A 19725-nucleotide genomic window follows, 5' to 3' on the forward strand; every position below is an offset into this window, starting at 1 on the left:
ATTTTCGAGTAAATTACCACCAAGTTGAGTTAAACTCTTGAGAAGAAACCTTATTTATAAAGGCAGGAATAGGAAAATGAAGAAACTGCTTCCACTACTTATCAGTGCAGCAATTGGTAGCTTTAGTTCAGCAGCGTTTGCTGACTCACTAGCTGAAGTTTATGACCTAGCAAAACAGAATGATCCGCAACTTCTACGTTCAGCGGCTCAACGTGACGCTGCCTTTGAAGCTGTAACTTCAAGCCGCAGTACTTTGCTTCCACAAATCAATTTAACAGCTAACTACGATATCAATCGTGGTGACCGCGACTATGATGCGACGGGTAATAGCAATATCGACAGTAATGTTTGGGGTGCAGCAATTGGCTTCACACAAGAACTTTACCAACGTTCTTCATGGATCACTTTAGATTCAGCAGAGAAAACAGCTCGTCAAGCCGATTCATCTTACGCGGCAACACAGCAGGCTTTAATCCTTCGTGTAGCAACGGCATACTTTGAAGTATTACGTTCTCAAGATAACTTAGAGTTTGTTCGTGCTGAAAAAGCTGCGGTTGCTCGACAGTTAGAGCAAACTAAGCAACGTTTTGAAGTTGGTCTATCTGCTATTACTGATGTGCATGATGCACAAGCTCAGTTTGATGGTGTACTTGCCGATGAAGTTCTTGCTGAAAATACGTTAGTCAATAACTATGAAGGTCTTCGTGAAATTACAGGTCAAGAGCACTCTAACCTGAACATTCTAGATACTGACCGTTTCTCAGCAAGCAAAACTGCAGAGTCTGCTGCAGCTTTAGTTGAACAAGCACAAGAGAAGAACTTAAGCTTATTGGCTTCTCGCATTTCTCAAGATATCGCGAAAGACAACATTGCATTAGCTGATTCTGGTCACCTGCCAAGCCTAACTTTAGATGGTAGCTACTCGTTTGCTGATCAATCTAACAGTTCATCTGACTACGACCAAGACAACTTAAACTTAGGTTTAAACTTGGTTGTTCCTCTATACACGGGTGGCAATACGACGTCTCTATCTAAACAAGCTGAATACAACTATGTTGCAGCAAGTGAAGACCTAGAAGCGACTTACCGCTCTGTAGTAAAAGATGTTCGTGCATTTAACAACAACATCAGCGCATCAATTGGCGCACTGCGTGCTTATGAGCAGTCTGTAGTTTCAGCTCAATCGGCTCTTGAAGCGACTGAAGCTGGTTTTGATGTGGGTACTCGTACTATTGTTGACGTATTAGATTCGACTCGTCGTCTTTACGATGCAAATAAAAACCTTTCTGATGCTCGTTACAACTACATCTTAAGCGTACTTCAACTTCGTCAAGCAGTTGGTACATTAAGCGAACAAGACATTGTAGATGTAAACGCAGGTCTTAAAGCTACAAGCTAATTTAGCTTATCGAGTGTCACTTCTCGATTAAGACCTAAAACAAAAATGCCGCTCAATGAGCGGCATTTTTATTACTTTTGATTTATCACTGAAGGAAAAAAATTAATCTATTGAGTGATGTATCTGGAGTAACGGCTAATCAAAATTATCCGATTTAACCTCTACCACCTTTGATCGCTTCGATGATTTCAGTTGTTGAACAACCATCTTCAAAGTTTAGAACCTTAACTTCTCCACCAGCAGCAATCACTTCTTCACCACCAGCAATCTCTTCAGGTTTGTAATCACCGCCTTTTACCAAGATGCTTGGCAATACTTCAGAGATCAAACGTTGAGGAGTATCTTCAGAAAATGGAACCACCCAATCAACAGCACCTAAACCAGCCAATACAGCCATACGGCGATCAGTTGGATTAATTGGACGAGTTGGACCTTTTAAACGTTTAACTGAATCATCAGTGTTCACTGCGACAATTAAGCGGTCACCTAATTCAGCGGCATGGTTCATGTAAGAAACATGACCGGCATGTAAGATATCAAAGCAACCATTAGTCATGACGACTTTTTCGCCTTTCGCTCGAGCGCGTTTTACCGCTTCAACAAGTGCAGATTCAGAAATTACACCGAAATCGGTATCTTGGCTTCCGTGAATCGCTTCTGCTAATTCAATAATTGATAACGTTGATGTACCCAGTTTACCCACTACAACACCCGCAGCAGCATTCGCTAATGCACATGCTTCATCTAGTGGTTTACCCGCAGCAACCGAAGCCGCCAGTACTGAAATCACAGTATCACCCGCGCCAGTTACGTCGTACACTTCTTTCGCCAACGTTGGCAAATGGAAAGGTTCTTGCCCTTTACGCAGCAAAGTCATGCCGTGTTCACTGCGAGTAACCAGTAGCGCTTCAAAATCAAACTCTTCAATTAAAGCCAAGCCTTTTTCGATGAGTTCTTCTTCTGATTTTACTTTACCAGCAACAAGCTCAAATTCAGCCATATTAGGCGTTAATAGAGTGGCACCACGGTAGCGCTCAAAATCGGCACCTTTAGGATCGATGAAAACAGGAACATTAGCCGCGCGCGCTTTTCGGATAAATTGCTGAACATGCTCTAAAGCACCTTTTGCATAATCCGATAAAATCACAGAACGCACATTAGGTAATGCCTGTTCCATACGAGAAAGCACCAATTCAGGGTCTGTATTCTCGAACTTATCTTCAAAATCCAGGCGAATTAATTGCTGCCCACGACTCATCACGCGTAATTTCGTGATAGTTGGGTAATCTTTTAATTCTACAAAGTCACATTTCACTTTCAATGAGCTTAATGTGTCTTTTAAAACTTGTGCTGGTTCATCAACACCCGTTAAACCAACGATATGAGCATAACCACCCAGCGAAGCAATATTCATTGCTACGTTAGCCGCACCGCCAGGCCGCTCTTCGTTATTTTCTACTTTTACAACAGGTACCGGCGCTTCTGGTGAAATGCGCCCTGTTGGACCATACCAATAGCGGTCTAGCATTACATCACCGACAATTAGAACGCCTGATTGGCTGTAGTCAGGTAGAATTGGTTTCATTGTGGATCTCCAAAAATCATATCTGGATAGAGTTTAGCACACTGATTACAGCGGCTAAACCATAGAAAAATTTGATAAAAATAGGGTTAATCAACCATCCATTCTTGCCATGCTTGTTTCACCGCTTCCCTTTCTTGTGGGAATTTATCTATCGCGACATCGGCATCTAAGTTAAGTAAATTCCGATGGTGGATTTCATCTCTCAAAGTAGTGTACGCATTGGTTAGTGCTAAGCCCTGAGCCTCTTCCATAATGCCTTGAGATAACATGCTTTCAAAGACACGAACATTGTCACACCAACGAGTTAATTTAGGTTTCTCATGGCTATAACGCAGCACTAAATATTGAGCTAAAAACTCCACATCCGTAATACCACCAGCATCTTGCTTAAGCATAAACCGGTCTGATTTCTTTCCACCTAAATGCCCGCGCATTTTCTCACGCATATCTACGACATCTTTCTTAAGTTTGTCTCCATCTCGCTCAAGGCACAACACTTCATGTCGTGTTTTATTAAACGCTTCAGCAAGCTGCCCATCACCATAAATCATTCGAGCACGAGTTAGCGCTTGGTGCTCCCAAGTCCACGCATCATTATGTTGATACTCATCAAAAGCATCCGTTGGGCTAACCAGTAAACCCGACACGCCAGAAGGACGCAGCCGAGTATCAATCTCATATAAGATTCCTGAAGCAGTTCGAGTGGAAAAGATATGAATGATGCGCTGTGCAAGTCTCAAGTAAAACTGTCGACCATCAATCTCTTTTTTGCCGTCAGTGTAAACATTCACAGGGCAATCATGCATGAAAACAATATCAAGATCAGAGTTGTACCCTAATTCCCAGCCGCCTACTTTTCCATAACCGACGACAGCAAAACCTCGCCCCTCTCGATCTTTGATATGAGTTGGTTCTCCGAATTTAGCAGCAACTTGTAGCCAAGCTTGATTGATCCCAGCTTCCACAATGGCTTCCGCTAAATAAGTTAAATGATCACTTACCTTCATCACAGGTAGAACTCCAGCAATGTCAGCCGCAGCAATACGTAAGATACAAGTTTGCTTGAATTGACGAAGCCCTTCCATTTGCTGTTCCATATCATCTTCTGGAATACGAGCAAGATAATCACGTAACTCAGTTTTGTAAGACTCCAATGGAACGGGATTATAGAGCTGTTGAGGATCGATCAACTCATCAAGCAGAATAGGGTATCGCCCTAGCTGCTCTGAAATCATTGGGCTTGCAGTACATAACCGAACTAGCTGAGTTAACGCTGCTGGGTGCTCATCAAGTAATTCTAAATACGTTGTACGCGTAACAATACGATGCAATAAATGCAGAACTCTTGATAGACCAAACTCGGCATCCTTGGCGGTATATAAAGCTTGGAAGACTTTTGGCATTAATCGATTTAGAACTTCTCGTCCGCGTGGACCTAACGTTTTCTTAGCAAGATCAGCTTTAAATTGGATGATCGTTTTCGCGGCTTCTGGTGGGTTAACGACTGCAATATCATTTTCCAGCACATGCTCAATAACGTCTGGCTTATGTGCCATGTCCCAAAGTTCAGAGAAGTGGCTCGCAATTGGATTAGCGTCTTCCTCTTCAACACCAATAAGATCCTCAAAAACAATATGCACTTTAGCCATGTGGTTTCGCGTTTCTTCGACTAAGCCATCCCAATCTGAAAATTTCATTGCAACGGCTAATTGAAGCTGTTCTTGCTCACCATCAGGTAAAGTTTGAGTCTGTTTATCACCCATCGCTTGTAATAGGTTTTCAAGACGTCTTAGAAATAAATATGCCGAACTCAAATGCTCTACTTCTTTTGTTTCTAATAAGCCAAGCGTTTCGATGGCGGATAACGTCTCAAGTAAACCACGACCTCGCAAGCTAGGCTCTCGCCCACCGCGAATAAGTTGAAATACCTGAGCGATAAATTCAACTTCTCGGATTCCACCTGGACCAAGCTTAATATTGTTCGATAGACCACGGCGACGGACTTCACTGCTGATCATTGATTTCATGCGTCGCAAAGATTGAATGGCACTAAAATCAATGTAACGGCGGAATACAAACGGGCGTAGCATTTGGCGCAGCTCTTGATATTCAGGGTACATTTCACTGCCCATCACTCGGGCTTTAACCATTGCATAGCGCTCCCAATCACGACCTTGCTCTTGGTAGTAATCTTCAAGTGCGGCATAGCTCATCACAAGGGGACCACTTTCACCAAACGGTCTTAAGCGCATATCTACACGATAACAAAAGCCATCAAAGGTATGCTGATCAAGCGCCTTAATGACCCTTTGCCCTAATCGAGTAAAGAACTGTGCATTTGCAATGCTGCGTCTCGCACCCTGTGTTTCTCCGTTTTCAGGGTAGGTAAAAATCAAGTCAATATCGGATGAGAAATTCAGCTCACCACCACCCAGTTTTCCCATACCAATAATAAGCATAGGCTGCGGCTCACCTTCGCTATTACATGGTGTTCCCCACTCTTGACAGCAAATATCATATTGCCATTGATAAGTTTCAAAGATCATAGCTTCAGCAAGCATCGATAGATGAGCTAAGCTCTGCTCTAAATTCCATGACGCTGTAAAATCTCGCCATGCAATATAGGTCATCTCTCGGTTTCGGAATTGACGTAAAACTCGTTGTCCACTCATTTCATCGCGGCATTCAGACAGTAAACCCGCTAGTTTTACTCGGTACTGAGCTGATCTTTCATTCCCACGAGTTGAGGAATCCAGCATCGCTGGCAACTGCTGACAAAGTTCTTCATCTCGCTGTAAACAATCACCAATAAATGAACTCAAGCCTAAAACATAAGTCAGCTCATCAAGTCGCTCTGGTGACCATTGTTCAATATGTTCTTTTTGATGATCATATAAGCTATCTAATGCGGACTGGGCATGAGGTACGAGTGGAGAAGGTAATTGCATGAGTCTTCCTTGTATTAAACCGATCACTGACTGACTTTACCTAAACTTTGTTGGTTTAGGGTTACTGTTGCTTTCTTCCGAGCGAGTTTATTTATAGCAAACTCTTTGCGATTTGTATCAAACTCATCTTTGTTTGCATCAAACTTCAGCCAATAAAAAACGCCCACATCAGCAATGTAGGCGTTTTAATTTATCTATTCTAAATATCTGCACATCTAAAGATGCAGTGACATCTAATTACACTTTGAATTGTTTGATTTTCCCATCCAACTCTTCAGCATTGGTTTGCATTATTTCAGAGGTTTCAAGCAGCTCACTGACTACGGTTACAGACGCTTCAACCAACTCTCTTACGTTAGTTAGGTTAACACTCATTTCTTCTGCGACACTGCTTTGTTGACCAGCAGCCGTTGCAATTTGGAAGTTCATGTCATTAATTTGATTAACTTGTTCAACAATGCCATCTAGCTCAGAGCCGGCATTGGTTACTAGCTCTACACCATCTGCCGCTTCAACTACACTTTTCTCCATCAGCTCTACCGCTGAGTTCGCACTGTTTTGTAAGTGAGTGATCATTTCTTGAATTTCAACGGTTGCTTGTTGCGTACGTTGAGCAAGATTACGTACTTCATCGGCTACTACAGCAAAACCACGACCAGCTTCACCTGCTCGCGCCGCCTCAATGGCAGCATTCAGTGCTAGTAGGTTAGTTTGTTCTGAAATGCCTTGGATAGTACCCACGACACTTCCGATAGATTCTACACGTTCTTCTACTTGGTTCACGGCACCTGCTGACGCTGAAATATCGGTCGATAGTTCACTCATCTTCGTCACTGTGCCTTGTACGAATTTTTGACCAGTAACTGCCTGTACTGAAGCTTGCTCTGTTAATGCTGAAGCATTTTGAGCATGATCTGCGACGGTTTGAACAGTTGAAGTCATTTCGCTCATTGCAGTCGCAAGTTGATCAATTTCATTGAATTCTTCTTGTGCCGAGTCTTTCGTTTCAGACATGCTGATTGTCATTACTTCCGTCAGCGCTGATAATTCATCTGAAGAGCTAAGCTGAGTTTTGATCATGTCATGCAGCTGTACTCGAGTTTTTTCTAACTCACGAGCAACGTCGCCATATTCATCTTTACAATCCATTTCAATTGGAACAGAAAGGTCTTTACTTGCCATGACTTTAATTGCTGCGCTTAAGTACTGAGTTTGGCGCAACATCACGTTAGCGGCCCCCATCAGCAGCACGATAAATACAGCAATCATAATTGCAGTTTGCCATGCAACCTGAACCAGGTAGGTTTCATAATGTTCTTGAGCAACTTGAGCGCTATTTGTAGCAGCAAGAAGCGCATCGTAGAATGTACTTGCATCCCACAATTGCTTAGCAATGATCAAAACCGTACTAAACACCATCAATACGATCATTTTCGGAACAAGGCGAGTATCCGAGATAATCCTTTCCCAAGGCTTAAAGGCCAGTTTTGTCATTGTCACTTCTCCACTAAGTCTTATATATTAAAGTCTTTGCGTTAGTCGCAAGCACACTGTACAAAATTATAGTCATGCGCTATTTATTTCGAGCTTCATAAGAATGTTAAATACTACCAAAGACACAACAAAGCCGATGAGCTTATTGTCACTTATACTCTCTTTCATAGCGTTATTTGTGATCTCTAGCTTGTTGTTTGCCCCAATCGATCATGAGACTCGACAAATACTTATCGGCCTCGACTTTATTATCTGTAGTATTTTTATCCTACAGCTCACCATTGATCTCTTTAGGGCAAATGACAAAGTGCAGTTTCTAAAAGTTCATTGGATCGATTTCATAGCGAGCTTACCGCTAATAGAACCCCTTCGCTTTGCCCGAATCTTCCAGATTTTAAGAGTAATTCTAATTTTAAGGTCTGGAAACCGAGTTTTTAGAAACTTGTTAAACAATAAGAAAGAAACGACGTTAGCTTCTATTCTTCTGCTACTTGTCATACTGCTTACCATAGGTGCCGGAAGCATTTTATTGCTTGAACAGAAAGACCCAGGAGCCAATATCACGACAGGTCAAGATGCCTTATGGTGGGCATTTGTTACTATATCAACCGTGGGATACGGGGATCATTATCCCGTCACAAGTTCAGGAAAATTGATCGCTTCAATTGTAATCATTTGTGGCGTTGGTGTATTTGGTATGATCTCAGGGTTGATCACTTCGCTTATCACTTCCCCCAATAGACAGCAAAACATACAAGCAGAGACTAAAGATAAAAATATAGAACTGATCATCAAGCAGCAACAAGCGATATTAGAACGCTTGGAGCAGCTCGAAAAACAGATAAAAAAATAGGGCTTTCGCCCTATTCTTCTATCTCGACCACTGATTTTATCAACAATTTAGTCTTGCCAATATGGCTCAACTTCAACGCTAATTTGACGAGTTTGTTCCATGGCATGCAATATCGATACTTCTTGACGAGCTAGCCAACGCTCTAATTGATCCTTCTCATCACCTTCAAGCTTTTCAATAAGAGGTGAAAGCGTTCTTAACATTAATAAGTCATCGATACCTTGGATCATGTCAGCCCAAGGTAGTCGGAAGCTATTACGCTCTTCATCATCATAAAGGCTAGCAAAACCTACACCTGAATATAAGTTTCTCATTAAGCGGTATTGTTGCTCTATGTATGTTTGGCTAGACATGACTCTTTCAGGTGGGAAAGCTTCCATGAGCTCTGCCCAAGTTCTATCTAATTGTTTCACAGAGAACCATTCAATGCCTCGAGCCATTTGCTCACGTGCTTTTTCATCTAAGAAAGGCTGCCACCCTCTAGATAAAATCCAACGACTCAGATCCAATAATAGCCCTGTGTAACGCGCTGAACTTAATAATGTCAGTAACTCTTCACGTTCAGGAAGCTGTTGCTGCATCTCTTTAAGTTCCGAAACCAGGAACTTGCGAGCATCAAGCTTACGAAGAACGTGCCCTTTGTCTTCAAGCAAGTCTTCAAGGTAATCGTACGTTTTTAACCAATTTAGCTCTTGCTCTAGCCATTTTAGTTCTTGACGTAAAATAGCACTGGCACGACGTGGGACTATGCCACCATAAATAGTGAATGTTTGGCGAATAAAGCTGATGGCATGACTGATTTCATGTAAGGCTTCAATCGATTGACGCTCAGTGAAAATCTGTTCGTGAGTATGCCAGTGAGATAAAGCATGCTCTAAAGACTGAATAAAGCACGATTCAACGGTGTCAGTTTTATCGGTATTCACCAATGTCAGTTCTTTAACTTCATCCCCAGCATAACCTTGGGCAAGGCGATAACCTTTTGCAGCTTTGCTAAGGTTACCTAAGCGCATGCCGCCATGTTCACAAAACTGACGAGATAGAGTAAATAAGGCGTCAGCTTGACCGGATTTAAGTTCAAGCTCGACTTCACAAATAGGATCTTGTTTATCACCAGAAACAACGAAGCCTTGATCAAAAGCAACTTCAATTTGACTGCCATCAGGCATACCTACTAACCATTGTTCACGCGTAAAGTTAGTTGAAAAAAGAGGGAATAGTTCAGATTGAACCGTTTCAATATCTTTTCCTTCAGGCCAAATGTCGGCAGGATGTAACGATAAATCAGGTTCATTACTGTTATGCTCGGCATTATATTCAGGTCTTTGATGTAGACCAGCGACAACTCGACCCGCCGTTTTTACGGTTTGTACAAATACGTCATCAAAACGTCGAATTCGTAAGCCAGTATCGTGCTTACGTAGCCAGTTATCAGGGGTGTCAAAGTAGATGTTACCTAATTCACGACAACTGTGCTGAAGGACTTTAGTTTCAGCAATTTTATTGCGCAAAGTCTCTGAAAAATCAGGAGAAACAAAAAACTTAAGCTCTATCTCGGTTTCCATAGTTATGCCTTTCTATAAAGATAAGAATAGGATATTGCCTATTTAGAATCCGGGCAAGAAAGAAATATCGCGATAATGATGATCTAAAACAGTTTTAATGAGAGATTGATTGGGTTAACATGCGCGACTTTGTAGCCATCGCTTAACATTTCACCACGAAAATGGTGTATGTTTTTTAGGTTATTATTTATTAGGTTGGATGACCATGCCAGTAAATACAATTATGGGGTTATTTGCAAAGTCCCCAATTAAGCCTTTGCAGCGTCACGTGGTTTGCGTGAATGAATGTTGTTCACATTTAGTCAATTTCTTTGAAGTTTCTTCAAAGGGTGACTGGGAAAAAGCATCTGAAATTCGTGCTCAGATTTCTCACTTAGAGAAAGAAGCAGACGTACTAAAACGTGAAATTCGCCTTAAACTTCCTCGCGGTTTGTTTATGCCGGTTGATCGCACCGATATGCTGGAGCTTTTAACTCAGCAAGACAAACTTGCAAACCTAGCGAAAGACATTGCTGGCCGTGTATATGGTCGTCAACTTGTCATTCCTGCTCCAATGCAAGAGAACTTCATTGCTTACGTTAAACGTTGCCTAGATGCAGCGAACCAAGCACAAAACGTAATTAATGAACTAGACGAATTACTTGAAACGGGCTTTAAAGGTCGTGAAGTAACACTCGTTGCTGAAATGATTCATCAATTAGATGTAATCGAAGATGATACCGATGCAATGCAGATCGAACTACGCCAACAATTAATGGCGATTGAATGCGATCTAAATCCTGTCGACATCATGTTCTTATACAAAATTCTTGAATGGATTGGTGGTATTGCAGATCAAGCACAGCGCGTTGGTGCTCGTCTTGAAGTAATGCTTTCTCGATCTTAAATCATACGTTAACTATATAACGAAGAGCACTTTTTAACCAAACCACTTATGCGCTGAGTATTTCTCTCGCTGAGCGGTTTTTTGCGTCTAAATTTGTTCCGCTTGTTATCAAACAACTAGGTATTACGATGGATATCCTTGCTAATTACGGCACTGTCCTGATTATTGTTGCAGCAGCTTTCGGTTTCTTGATGGCTATTGGTATTGGTGCAAATGACGTTGCGAACGCAATGGGCACTTCAGTAGGCTCTAAAGCTTTAACCGTTAAACAAGCGATCATTATCGCAATGATCTTTGAATTCGCAGGTGCATACCTTGCGGGTGGCGAAGTAACTGACACGATCCGTAAAGGTGTTATCGAAACATCTCTATTTGCTCACCAACCTGATGTGCTTGTATATGGCATGATGTCTGCGCTATTAGCGGCAGGTACATGGCTACTGCTTGCGTCTTACATGGGCTGGCCAGTGTCGACGACACACTCTATTATCGGTGCAATCATCGGTTTTGCTTGTGTGTCTGTTGGTACTGAAGCAGTAGATTGGAATAGCGTTCAAGGTATTGTAGGTAGTTGGATTGTTACACCACTTATTTCCGGCTTCTTCGCCTATGTGATATTTGTGAGTGCTCAACGATTAATTTTCGATACAGAGAATCCTCTGTTTAATGCTAAGCGTTTTGTTCCTGTGTACATGTTCATTACCACGATGGTAATTGCACTTGTAACGATCAAGAAAGGTCTTAAGCACGTTGGTCTTCACCTAAGCAATACTGAAGCTTGGTTATGGTCTGCAGGTTTCTCTGGTCTAATCATGTTAGGTGGTTACCTATACATCCAGAAGAAGTTTGCTAACCGCGAAGAAGATCATGGCTTTGCTGGCGTAGAAGGCATCTTCTCTGTACTTATGGTTATCACAGCTTGTGCAATGGCTTTCGCTCACGGTTCAAATGATGTAGCAAACGCGATTGGTCCACTTTCAGCGGTTGTATCAACAGTTGAGCACATGGGTGAAATTACAGGTAAAACCTCAATTGCTTGGTGGATTCTTCCTCTTGGTGGTATTGGTATCGTTGTTGGTCTTGCCACTATGGGTCATAAAGTTATGGCAACAGTTGGTACTGGTATTACAGAACTGACACCAAGCCGAGGCTTTGCAGCTCAACTGGCAACAGCTTGTACAGTAGTATTAGCATCTGGTACTGGTCTTCCAATCTCGACAACACAAACACTAGTTGGTGCTGTTTTGGGTGTGGGCTTTGCTCGAGGCATTGCAGCCCTTAACTTAGGTGTTGTTCGTAATATTGTTGCTTCATGGATTGTGACGTTACCGGCTGGTGCTCTACTAGCGGTTGTATTCTTCTACGTTATTCAAGCTTTATTTATGAGCTTATAATCAAGAATTAAGTCAGAGACATGTGAGTCTAGATATTTGTATGTAAATACAATGTCATTATTGACTCAAACGCACAGAAAGGGAGGCTTAGCCTCCCTTCTTTGTTGCACGAGCCAAAAAAACTAAATACTATTTGATAATTAAGGCTGACTCACGCCTACCCAAATTAGAATTGTTAAGGGAATTACTGTGAAAAAACTGATTTGCATGGTTTTGTTTACAATGCTTGCAGCTCCAGCTGCATTCGCTCAAGATCGTTATATCGCTGACAAACTTTTTACTTACATGCACTCTGGGCCAAACAATACTTATCGTATTATCGGTAGTATTGATGCTGGAGAGAAAATTAAGCTACTGCAAGCGAACAAAAAAACTGGATACAGTGAGGTTCTTGATAACCGAGGCCGTAAAGGTTGGGTTGAAAGTAAGTTTGTTAGCCGTCAAGAAAGCATGGTATTACGCTTACCTAGAATTGAAAAAGAGTTAGCGGATGTGAAAGCAAAACTAGCAAATGCTCGTCAGAGTGCTGATAGCGAAAAAGCAGGTTTAGCAAGTTCACTCGATTCACGTAACAAGCAAATCTCAGAGCTTGAGCAAAACTACAGTGAGATTAGCCAACAGCTTACTTCATCTCAAACTGAGAACCGCGAATTGCGCGCGAAAATCGACACTCAAAAAGATGATTTGTTGCTTAAATACTTTATGTATGGCGGTGGTGTAGCGGGTATTGGTCTTCTGTTTGGTCTGCTGTTACCACATATCATTCCACGCCGTAAGAAGTCACCAAACGGCTGGTCTTAAACGCTAACCAACCTAAGCTAGAATTGAGTTAATAAATCAAGTAACAGGCACAGAATAAGCAAAAGGGGCACATTGATATGTGCCCCTTTTCTATACGTAAAATATATCTCTAGTCTGTAGCTATCTTAAGACGGTCTCACGAGCCATATCCAAAACTCTATCCCTGCCACTCATACAAGGCTGGAACTTCAATGAGCTCATCCTGAAACTCGACAATAATTGATTGAGGTTTTATTTCGATTAATTGAACACCATTAGTGATCCAGTCACCTAAATATCTATCTTGACCATTTATCTTCACCCAGCGCTTTGCTTGGTTACTTGAATACATGTGGGTTTGTAGATTCAATTTAGGTAAGGAGCCAGAGAAAAGGTGAGTATTTGACTCAAGATCAATCGCACCACTTTCTGCATTTCCATTACCTTGGCGATTGAGCACATCACTGTTATTCGTTGAGTCTTGTAAAATAGATTCAATAGTCAGCGCTAATTCAGGCGAAAACTCGGTTAAGTCGATATCCCCTAAATCTAACTCAGGTTCACTTGGCTCAATAAGTATGGGTTTAGAACTATGAATTACTTGCTGCTGCTCTGTTTCAAATACTCTTTGAGGTTCAACTTGAACCATTACTTGAGAGCTTTCCTGTAAATTATTGTCATCCCGCTTAGTTGTCGCTCTGGATACAAGACTCGCTTCTGAGTATTCAATTTGACGAATCAATGGTTTCAGATCCTTAGATAACATTGCAGGACGAACCGAAAATAAAGAGGCAACGGCAGGCTCAACACTCATCTGTTGTAATTGAGGCTCTCCTACCTCAACTTCCATCGTCTGAACTCTATCTTCTTGCCATTGATAATACAGCGCTCCAACAACGAATAAAGAAGGCACTACGATTAACGAACATAGCAAAAGCACGGATGATTTTTTATTAGACTGAATTGAAGAAGCACCAAACTGATTCACTTGCTCACCAGTTGAATAGAAAGTTGATTGCTGAAGCCCTGGTTTTTGTAATTCTGATTGCTTTAACGCATCCATAATCTGAGACATTACTTAGGTTCTCCAGGGTTAGTAGCCAACACTGGGGCGTCTAATTGAGTCAGTTTTTGTAACCGAGCTAAAGTTCGGCTACCTGCAATTCCGTCAACCGTCATACCTTGCCAGCTCTGAAAAGCTGCAACCTTAGACTTTAATTCTTCATCAAACACATCACCGCCCGATACATCTTCACCTAGAGCCTCTGAGAGCAATAAGTCCAACATTGTGACTGCCTCTCCTTGGTAACCATATTTTAGAGTTTGCCTTAAAGGCTGCTTCCAAATAGCCACATAGTCTCCACGCCATAATTCATTGAGAACATCTATAGGCAGTTGTACCAGTTGATCGCGAATGAGTAGTTCAACTGAATCTGATGATGCGCTGTAAAGTACACCAAATAGAGGGTTTTGGTTGAGTTCAAGATTTAGCACGACAGGGACGTTCGCGTTGATTAACTCACTTAACGTCGCTTTCTGCTGATGACAAGTAAACTCACTCTGTGGCTCACTTAGGCAGAGTCCATCTCGTACTGAAGATTTGTATCCCCACAACCTATATAAGCTCTGTATCGCTATAGAGCGCTGCTTTCCAGCACTTAAAGCCTCTTTAACATCGTCAGGTATACCATTATCTTTTTGTACCGCTATTACAGATCTAGCAGCAATTTCGACTTCCGGCACATCAGCTATTTCGGCTTGGTTGAAAGGGAGCTTTTCAAAATACTGGGGGCTATAAATATACGCTCCATAAGCTAATCCTAAACCACATAAAGCTGCAGCTATTTGATTCACCCATTTAGGAAGTCCATATGTACGGGTTACTTGTGGAGAATGATAAACCTCAGCTTGGAATGACATAACCTGCTGACAAGCACGTTGAACCGTATTGTTAGGAATAGACCGATTTCGTCCCGATGAAGCCTCACCTGCATGAAAGCTTAACTGTAATGCTTTATCGCAAACCAAATTAATCAGACGCGGGATACCATGAGTATGCAGGGCAATGATCTTTATTGACGAATTCGTAAAAAGCATGTCGCTACCGCCCGCCATTTCGAGACGGAAAGCTATATATTTACCTGTTTCTTCAACATTGAGAGGCAACAAATGATAACGACCAGTAATTCGTTGGGCTAGTTGGCGTAACTGAGTGGTTTGTAAATGCTGTTGTAATTCAGGCTGACCCACTAAGAGAACTTTCAATAGCTTTCTATGGTCTGTTTCTAAGTTAGTAAGCAACCGCAACTGTTCTAAGACATCCGCAGCAAGATGCTGCGCTTCATCAATAACAAGAAGGGTCTGAATATCTTGAGCATGATTATCGAGTAGAAACTGGTGTATAGCCTGGCTAAGCTGTTTCAGTGATGCTTGTTCTGGATATAAAACGTCAAACTCATCACAAATAGCTTCTAGCAAGTCAGTGTTAGAAAAAGTCGGGTTTAAAATTAGCCCTGCACAAGTATCTTCATCCAACCCTGTTAGCATTGCTTTCGCTACAGTCGTCTTACCGGTCCCTACTTCGCCAGTAAGCATGGCAAAGCCTCCACCTTCCCCTAAACCTGCCTGTAAATTTTGCATCGCCTCTTGATGGCGTTGACTCAGAAACAGATAGCGAGAATTTGGTACAATCGAAAATGGCATCTCTACGAAGCCAAAATATTCCTTATACATGTGCAGCCCTATAATTACGATTATGGCAAAGTACCACTGCGCACGATAAAGTCCAGCAGTGATAAAAATTTCGAGGTGTTAGCTTGCAAATTAAAGACAACGTGCAAAAAAATAAGCCATTACAAAGGTACCTCGTGGGTGGTGCCGTTCGCGATAAACTTCTTAGTATTGAATGTAAGGATCAAGACTGGGTTGTAGTAGGCAGCACACCGAAAGAAATGGAATCATTAGGTTTCACAGCGGTTGGAAAAGACTTTCCTGTATTCTTACACCCCAAAACTAAACAAGAGCATGCATTAGCGCGTACCGAGCGAAAGTCAGGCACAGGTTACACCGGGTTCGAATGTCATTTCGCCCCTGATGTAAGCTTAGAAGAAGACCTCATGCGTAGAGATTTAACAATCAATGCGATAGCTCAGGATGAAAATGGAGTCATCTATGACCCTTACAATGGACAGCAAGACCTCAAAGACAGAGTTCTCAGGCATGTATCAGATGCATTCATTGAAGACCCTCTAAGAGTACTCCGCGTTGCTCGATTCGCGGCTAAGCTACATCATTTGGGCTTTACCGTTGCTAAAGAAACATTATCCCTCATGAAAGCTATAGCTGACTCAGGAGAGCTTGCGCATTTAACCCCTGAGCGTGTTTGGCAAGAATGGCATAAATCATTAAGTTCGCCTCACCCAGAAATTTTCATTTCTACCTTGAGGGAATGCGAAGCTCTTAAAATTGTTTTACCTGAGCTAGATGCATTATTTGGAGTTCCTCAACCAGAAAAATGGCACCCTGAAATCGATACTGGAATCCATACATTAATGGTGGCTCAACAAGCTGCGATCTTAAGCCCATCATTACCAGTCAGGTTTGCAGCCCAGGTTCACGACTTAGGTAAAGGGGTTACCCCCGAATCTGAATGGCCTAGCCATAAAATGCATTGCCACACAGGCCTGAAAATCATTAAACAACTTTGTGAAAGAATCCGTATTCCAAACGAGTTCAAAGATCTCGCTCTGCTTGTTTGCGAGCAGCACTCGAACATCCATAGAGCAGGAGAACTAAAACCAGCTACTTTCCTTAAAGTGCTGAATAAATTAGATGTATGGAGAAAGCCCGAACGGCTGAACGATATCCTTCTATGCTGCCAAGCTGATCATGCAGGAAGAAAGGGGCTAGAAAAAGAGTCATACCCACAAAAAAGACGCTTCGAAATTGCGTATCAAGCAGCTTTAGCAGTACAAGTGAAAAGTATTATTGACGACGGATTTAAAGGTAAAGATATCCGAATAGAGCAAGAAAGGCGTCGTATTGAAGCGATCCAAGCAACTTTATAAAGGGATTGCATTAGATAGGAGGCAAACCCCATTTGATGTTTCAGCTAATAAGCCCCTAAGGTATTACAAGTTCATTTGAATTTAGATAAACATATATTTAGGAGCAAGACTCGATCTTCAAGATGCCATCGGCTTTAAAAGAAAAGTAACACATTTCCATAGGTGCTTTTTTTATATCTTCGTCGTTTTCACTAAGTTAATCGCAGACATTGATTTTATTGGGTCATACTGACTAACGCTTTTCTATACAAAATGAATAAAAACACCCCATTAAGTATAGAAAAACATCAAACGATACTTTTTTTGCAATTTAAAGTTGACCAGAAAGCCGAAAACGCGTTTAATACACCTCGTCGCCCGGATAGCTCAGTCGGTAGAGCAGAGGATTGAAAATCCTCGTGTCGGTGGTTCGATTCCGCCTCCGGGCACCACAATTTATTTGTTGGTGTCCTAGACAACAACAGTAAAGCACAAAGAAATATTACGTGCCGACTTAGCTCAGTAGGTAGAGCAACTGACTTGTAATCAGTAGGTCACCAGTTCGACTCCGGTAGTCGGCACCATTTCTTTTAAGCTTTAAGAATAATTCCCCTTTAGTTCAGTTGGTAGAACGGCGGACTGTTAATCCGTATGTCGCAAGTTCAAGTCTTGCAAGGGGAGCCAAGTTCATCATTAAGCATTAGCTTTTTGATTTATGATGCCGACTTAGCTCAGTAGGTAGAGCAACTGACTTGTAATCAGTAGGTCACCAGTTCGACTCCGGTAGTCGGCACCATTCTCTTGATTAGAGGCTAAACCATCAATTCCCCTTTAGTTCAGTTGGTAGAACGGCGGACTGTTAATCCGTATGTCGCAAGTTCAAGTCTTGCAAGGGGAGCCAATTAAAAAAGGCCGCATCGTTGATGCGGTCTTTTTGCATTTCAAAACCCAAGTTTTATACTAACATCTCCATTAAACTCAAAGATCACTGCATTTCTATTATCTCAAGCAATACCAATTCCATTAATTAACCTATTAATCGAGTCCAATCACCAAAGCTGAGAGATTAGACTCTGCGTTTATCTTCACAAAAGCGATTCCAATCATGCACACTGAGTTCACTATATCGATATAGTTTACAAAACACCTACTCGCAAAGCCATTACCAAACTTGCTCTATCGAGTTGAATTCTGGTGAATATGGCGGGATATAGATTATCGTGATGTTCTTAAAGTAATTGACTAAGTGTGCTTGATACCAGGTAGCTTGATCCATAAATCACAGAATGCTTACCAGCAGGTGTCGCCGTTGAGATCAACTCAAGGTGCTTCGTCACTGCTTCCATGTTACTTAGCGGAGAAACCATCGCTTCAGCTTCATCCGTAATGGTACAAGCAAATAAGCGAGCTCAAATAGTTGCTGTTGAATGGCTCTAGACCGAGTTCGTTTTTCAGCTAAAATCTTCGTTGTGGTATTGCGTTGACCAAATTTCGCTTCTTCTTAAAACCAAACAAGCACTACTTGTAAGTAGATATATCCAGGGGTCTTAAGGATCGTGTCTATTGGGGGATTTTTTAAAAGATTCTTGGGTTTCTTTTGATTGTTTTGGGTGCTTTAGAACGTGTAGTCATCCAGCTCAAGTTAAATTCATGCCATAAGCGGTATACACCGAGTAGCTGGTAAGAAACGTCAAATTAATCAAAGATGAGTGTACGATATCACTTCCTTGCAAGCGCCCACCTTCAGGTTTTCTCGCGTTTGAAGTGACGTATTCTTTAAGGTGCTTTTTTCTCAACAGTTAGTCTGGATGATCTTCCGGTATGATACTATCAGCTAGCCCTTCAACACCAAATATCACACTTGATAGGCTCTACAGTGACGCATAAAGCGCAATTAAAGCTGCTAAAGGAATTGTAGAATGAGGAGGTGCAATACATCAAAAAAGCTTATACAACCAAACTATGGAATTCTAGAGTACTGCTAACCTGCGAAAAGTTGGGCTTATTGGCTAGTGCAGGACCGATGAATTAAATAAAGATGAATATACTCTGATGCCTAGACTTGATTCTCCAGCTTTAAAGTGAAGTAAGCTCAACACATCTAAATAGACGATTAAGAAAAATACTTGTCACTAGAAAATAGGTAGAAACACTACCTGAAATGCCTCCAGGAGAGTATTAAACCTATGAGAATCTATAGAAAGATAAACTAAAACATGCAAAAAAGCCCTGCTATTTCTAGCAGGGCTTTTTAATAAGTGGCGGAGTGGACGGGACTCGAACCCGCGACCCCCGGCGTGACAGGCCGGTATTCTAACCAACTGAACTACCACTCCGCAGTGTCTATTCAGCTTAAAGCAATTTGAGCCTGACGATGTCCTACTCTCACATGGGGAAACCCCACACTACCATCGGCGCTATTGTGTTTCACTTCTGAGTTCGGCATGGAATCAGGTGGGTCCACAATGCTATGGTCGTCAAACAAATTCTGTTGTTAACTTGATTAATCAAATCAACTAAATACTGGTGCTGATACCCAGACTCGAACTGGGGACCTCACCCTTACCAAGGGTGCGCTCTACCGGGCTGAGCTATATCAGCAATTCAGGAGCCGTTTAAAGACGATTCTGAAAACTTTTGTATTCACTTTTTAAAGTGAAGATAAATTTGGAGCCTGGCGATGTCCTACTCTCACATGGGGAAACCCCACACTACCATCGGCGCTATTGTGTTTCACTTCTGAGTTCGGCATGGGATCAGGTGGGTCCACAATGC

11 protein-coding genes, 7 tRNA genes, 2 rRNA genes and 1 pseudogene are annotated in these 19725 nt (G+C 41.9%); 11 read left to right on the forward strand and 10 right to left on the reverse strand.

What is annotated here, in order from left to right; translation table 11 throughout:
• The first annotated feature begins 76 nt into the window (after positions 1-76).
• Positions 77-1399, forward strand: coding sequence for an outer membrane channel protein TolC (gene tolC / locus F0226_RS20310; RefSeq protein ID WP_171737341.1), 1323 nt, complete (start codon positions 77-79; stop codon positions 1397-1399).
• Positions 1400-1553: 154 nt separating this feature from the next.
• On the opposite strand, the gene hldE is transcribed toward tolC, so the two are convergent.
• The 3 genes from hldE to F0226_RS20325 all read right to left on the reverse strand — a co-directional run bounded on the left by hldE (position 1554) and on the right by F0226_RS20325 (position 7426).
• Complete coding sequence (hldE, locus tag F0226_RS20315) at positions 1554-2984, reverse strand: bifunctional D-glycero-beta-D-manno-heptose-7-phosphate kinase/D-glycero-beta-D-manno-heptose 1-phosphate adenylyltransferase HldE (RefSeq protein WP_171737342.1); 1431 nt, start codon at positions 2982-2984, stop codon at positions 1554-1556.
• Positions 2985-3070: 86 nt separating this feature from the next.
• A complete protein-coding gene (glnE, locus tag F0226_RS20320) occupies positions 3071-5932 on the reverse strand; it encodes a bifunctional [glutamate--ammonia ligase]-adenylyl-L-tyrosine phosphorylase/[glutamate--ammonia-ligase] adenylyltransferase (protein WP_171737343.1) in 2862 nt (953 codons plus the stop codon).
• Positions 5933-6169: 237 nt separating this feature from the next.
• The gene (locus F0226_RS20325) at positions 6170-7426 is read right to left on the reverse strand and encodes a methyl-accepting chemotaxis protein (protein ID WP_171737344.1); all 1257 of its coding nucleotides are present in this window, start codon (positions 7424-7426) and stop codon (positions 6170-6172) included.
• A 103-nt stretch (positions 7427-7529) separates the two neighbouring features.
• Here F0226_RS20325 and F0226_RS20330 point away from each other — a divergent pair, with 103 nt between their 5' ends.
• The gene (locus tag F0226_RS20330; RefSeq protein WP_171737345.1) at positions 7530-8279 is read left to right on the forward strand and encodes a potassium channel family protein; all 750 of its coding nucleotides are present in this window, start codon (positions 7530-7532) and stop codon (positions 8277-8279) included.
• A 47-nt stretch (positions 8280-8326) separates the two neighbouring features.
• Here F0226_RS20330 and F0226_RS20335 read toward each other — a convergent pair whose 3' ends face one another.
• Positions 8327-9844, reverse strand: a complete 1518-nt coding sequence (locus F0226_RS20335; protein WP_171737346.1) for an inorganic triphosphatase — start codon at positions 9842-9844, stop codon at positions 8327-8329.
• A 205-nt stretch (positions 9845-10049) separates the two neighbouring features.
• Between F0226_RS20335 and F0226_RS20340 the strand changes: the two genes are divergently transcribed.
• The 3 genes from F0226_RS20340 (at position 10050) to F0226_RS20350 (ending at position 12925) form a co-directional block, all read left to right on the forward strand.
• A complete protein-coding gene (locus F0226_RS20340) occupies positions 10050-10730 on the forward strand; it encodes a TIGR00153 family protein (RefSeq protein WP_171737347.1) in 681 nt (226 codons plus the stop codon).
• Positions 10731-10858: 128 nt separating this feature from the next.
• Positions 10859-12124, forward strand: coding sequence for an inorganic phosphate transporter (locus F0226_RS20345; protein ID WP_171737348.1), 1266 nt, complete (start codon positions 10859-10861; stop codon positions 12122-12124).
• Positions 12125-12313: 189 nt separating this feature from the next.
• On the forward strand, positions 12314-12925 hold the full coding sequence (locus tag F0226_RS20350; RefSeq protein WP_171737349.1) for a TIGR04211 family SH3 domain-containing protein: 612 nt from the start codon (positions 12314-12316) through the stop codon (positions 12923-12925).
• A 157-nt stretch (positions 12926-13082) separates the two neighbouring features.
• Here the strand turns inward: F0226_RS20350 and F0226_RS20355 are convergent, their stop codons facing one another.
• Both F0226_RS20355 and F0226_RS20360 read right to left on the reverse strand, forming a co-directional pair.
• Positions 13083-13979 carry a general secretion pathway protein GspB gene (locus F0226_RS20355; protein WP_171737350.1) on the reverse strand — a complete coding sequence of 299 codons (897 nt, stop codon included), beginning with the start codon at positions 13977-13979 and terminating at the stop codon, positions 13083-13085.
• Complete coding sequence (locus F0226_RS20360; RefSeq protein ID WP_171737351.1) at positions 13979-15637, reverse strand: ExeA family protein; 1659 nt, start codon at positions 15635-15637, stop codon at positions 13979-13981. Before F0226_RS20360 ends, F0226_RS20355 begins: the two co-directional genes overlap by 1 nt.
• Before the next feature lie 36 nt (positions 15638-15673).
• On the opposite strand from F0226_RS20360, the pseudogene F0226_RS20365 reads away from it, so the two are divergent.
• The 6 genes and pseudogenes from F0226_RS20365 (at position 15674) to F0226_RS20390 (ending at position 17851) form a co-directional block, all read left to right on the forward strand.
• Positions 15674-16971, forward strand: a pseudogene (locus F0226_RS20365) (multifunctional CCA addition/repair protein).
• A gap of 355 nt (positions 16972-17326) precedes the next feature.
• A tRNA-Phe gene (locus tag F0226_RS20370) sits at positions 17327-17402 on the forward strand.
• A 56-nt stretch (positions 17403-17458) separates the two neighbouring features.
• Positions 17459-17534: transfer RNA gene (locus F0226_RS20375), tRNA-Thr, on the forward strand.
• A gap of 24 nt (positions 17535-17558) precedes the next feature.
• Positions 17559-17634 (forward strand) — tRNA-Asn (locus F0226_RS20380).
• A 36-nt stretch (positions 17635-17670) separates the two neighbouring features.
• Positions 17671-17746: transfer RNA gene (locus F0226_RS20385), tRNA-Thr, on the forward strand.
• A gap of 29 nt (positions 17747-17775) precedes the next feature.
• Positions 17776-17851 (forward strand) — tRNA-Asn (locus F0226_RS20390).
• Between the two features lie 1358 nt (positions 17852-19209).
• Here the strand turns inward: F0226_RS20390 and F0226_RS20400 are convergent.
• The 4 genes from F0226_RS20400 to rrf (F0226_RS20415) form a co-directional block, all read right to left on the reverse strand.
• A tRNA-Asp gene (locus F0226_RS20400) sits at positions 19210-19286 on the reverse strand.
• 30 nt (positions 19287-19316) lie between these two features.
• A 5S ribosomal RNA gene (rrf, locus tag F0226_RS20405) occupies positions 19317-19432 on the reverse strand.
• A gap of 42 nt (positions 19433-19474) precedes the next feature.
• Positions 19475-19551 (reverse strand) — tRNA-Thr (locus tag F0226_RS20410).
• Between the two features lie 71 nt (positions 19552-19622).
• Positions 19623-19725: ribosomal RNA gene (rrf, locus tag F0226_RS20415) — 5S ribosomal RNA — on the reverse strand; the annotation flags it as partial.

It is taken from the genome of Vibrio sp. 99-70-13A1 (assembly GCF_013114625.1).
Classification (GTDB): domain Bacteria; phylum Pseudomonadota; class Gammaproteobacteria; order Enterobacterales; family Vibrionaceae; genus Vibrio.

Coding starts and splice junctions, on each gene's coding strand:
- tolC (WP_171737341.1), top strand. CDS start 77: ATGAAGAAACTGCTTCCACTACTTATCAGTGCAGCAATTGGTAGCTTT.
- hldE (WP_171737342.1), bottom strand. CDS start 2,984: ATGAAACCAATTCTACCTGACTACAGCCAATCAGGCGTTCTAATTGTC.
- glnE (WP_171737343.1), bottom strand. CDS start 5,932: ATGCAATTACCTTCTCCACTCGTACCTCATGCCCAGTCCGCATTAGAT.
- F0226_RS20325 (WP_171737344.1), bottom strand. CDS start 7,426: ATGACAAAACTGGCCTTTAAGCCTTGGGAAAGGATTATCTCGGATACT.
- F0226_RS20330 (WP_171737345.1), top strand. CDS start 7,530: ATGTTAAATACTACCAAAGACACAACAAAGCCGATGAGCTTATTGTCA.
- F0226_RS20335 (WP_171737346.1), bottom strand. CDS start 9,844: ATGGAAACCGAGATAGAGCTTAAGTTTTTTGTTTCTCCTGATTTTTCA.
- F0226_RS20340 (WP_171737347.1), top strand. CDS start 10,050: ATGCCAGTAAATACAATTATGGGGTTATTTGCAAAGTCCCCAATTAAG.
- F0226_RS20345 (WP_171737348.1), top strand. CDS start 10,859: ATGGATATCCTTGCTAATTACGGCACTGTCCTGATTATTGTTGCAGCA.
- F0226_RS20355 (WP_171737350.1), bottom strand. CDS start 13,979: ATGTCTCAGATTATGGATGCGTTAAAGCAATCAGAATTACAAAAACCA.
- F0226_RS20360 (WP_171737351.1), bottom strand. CDS start 15,637: ATGTATAAGGAATATTTTGGCTTCGTAGAGATGCCATTTTCGATTGTA.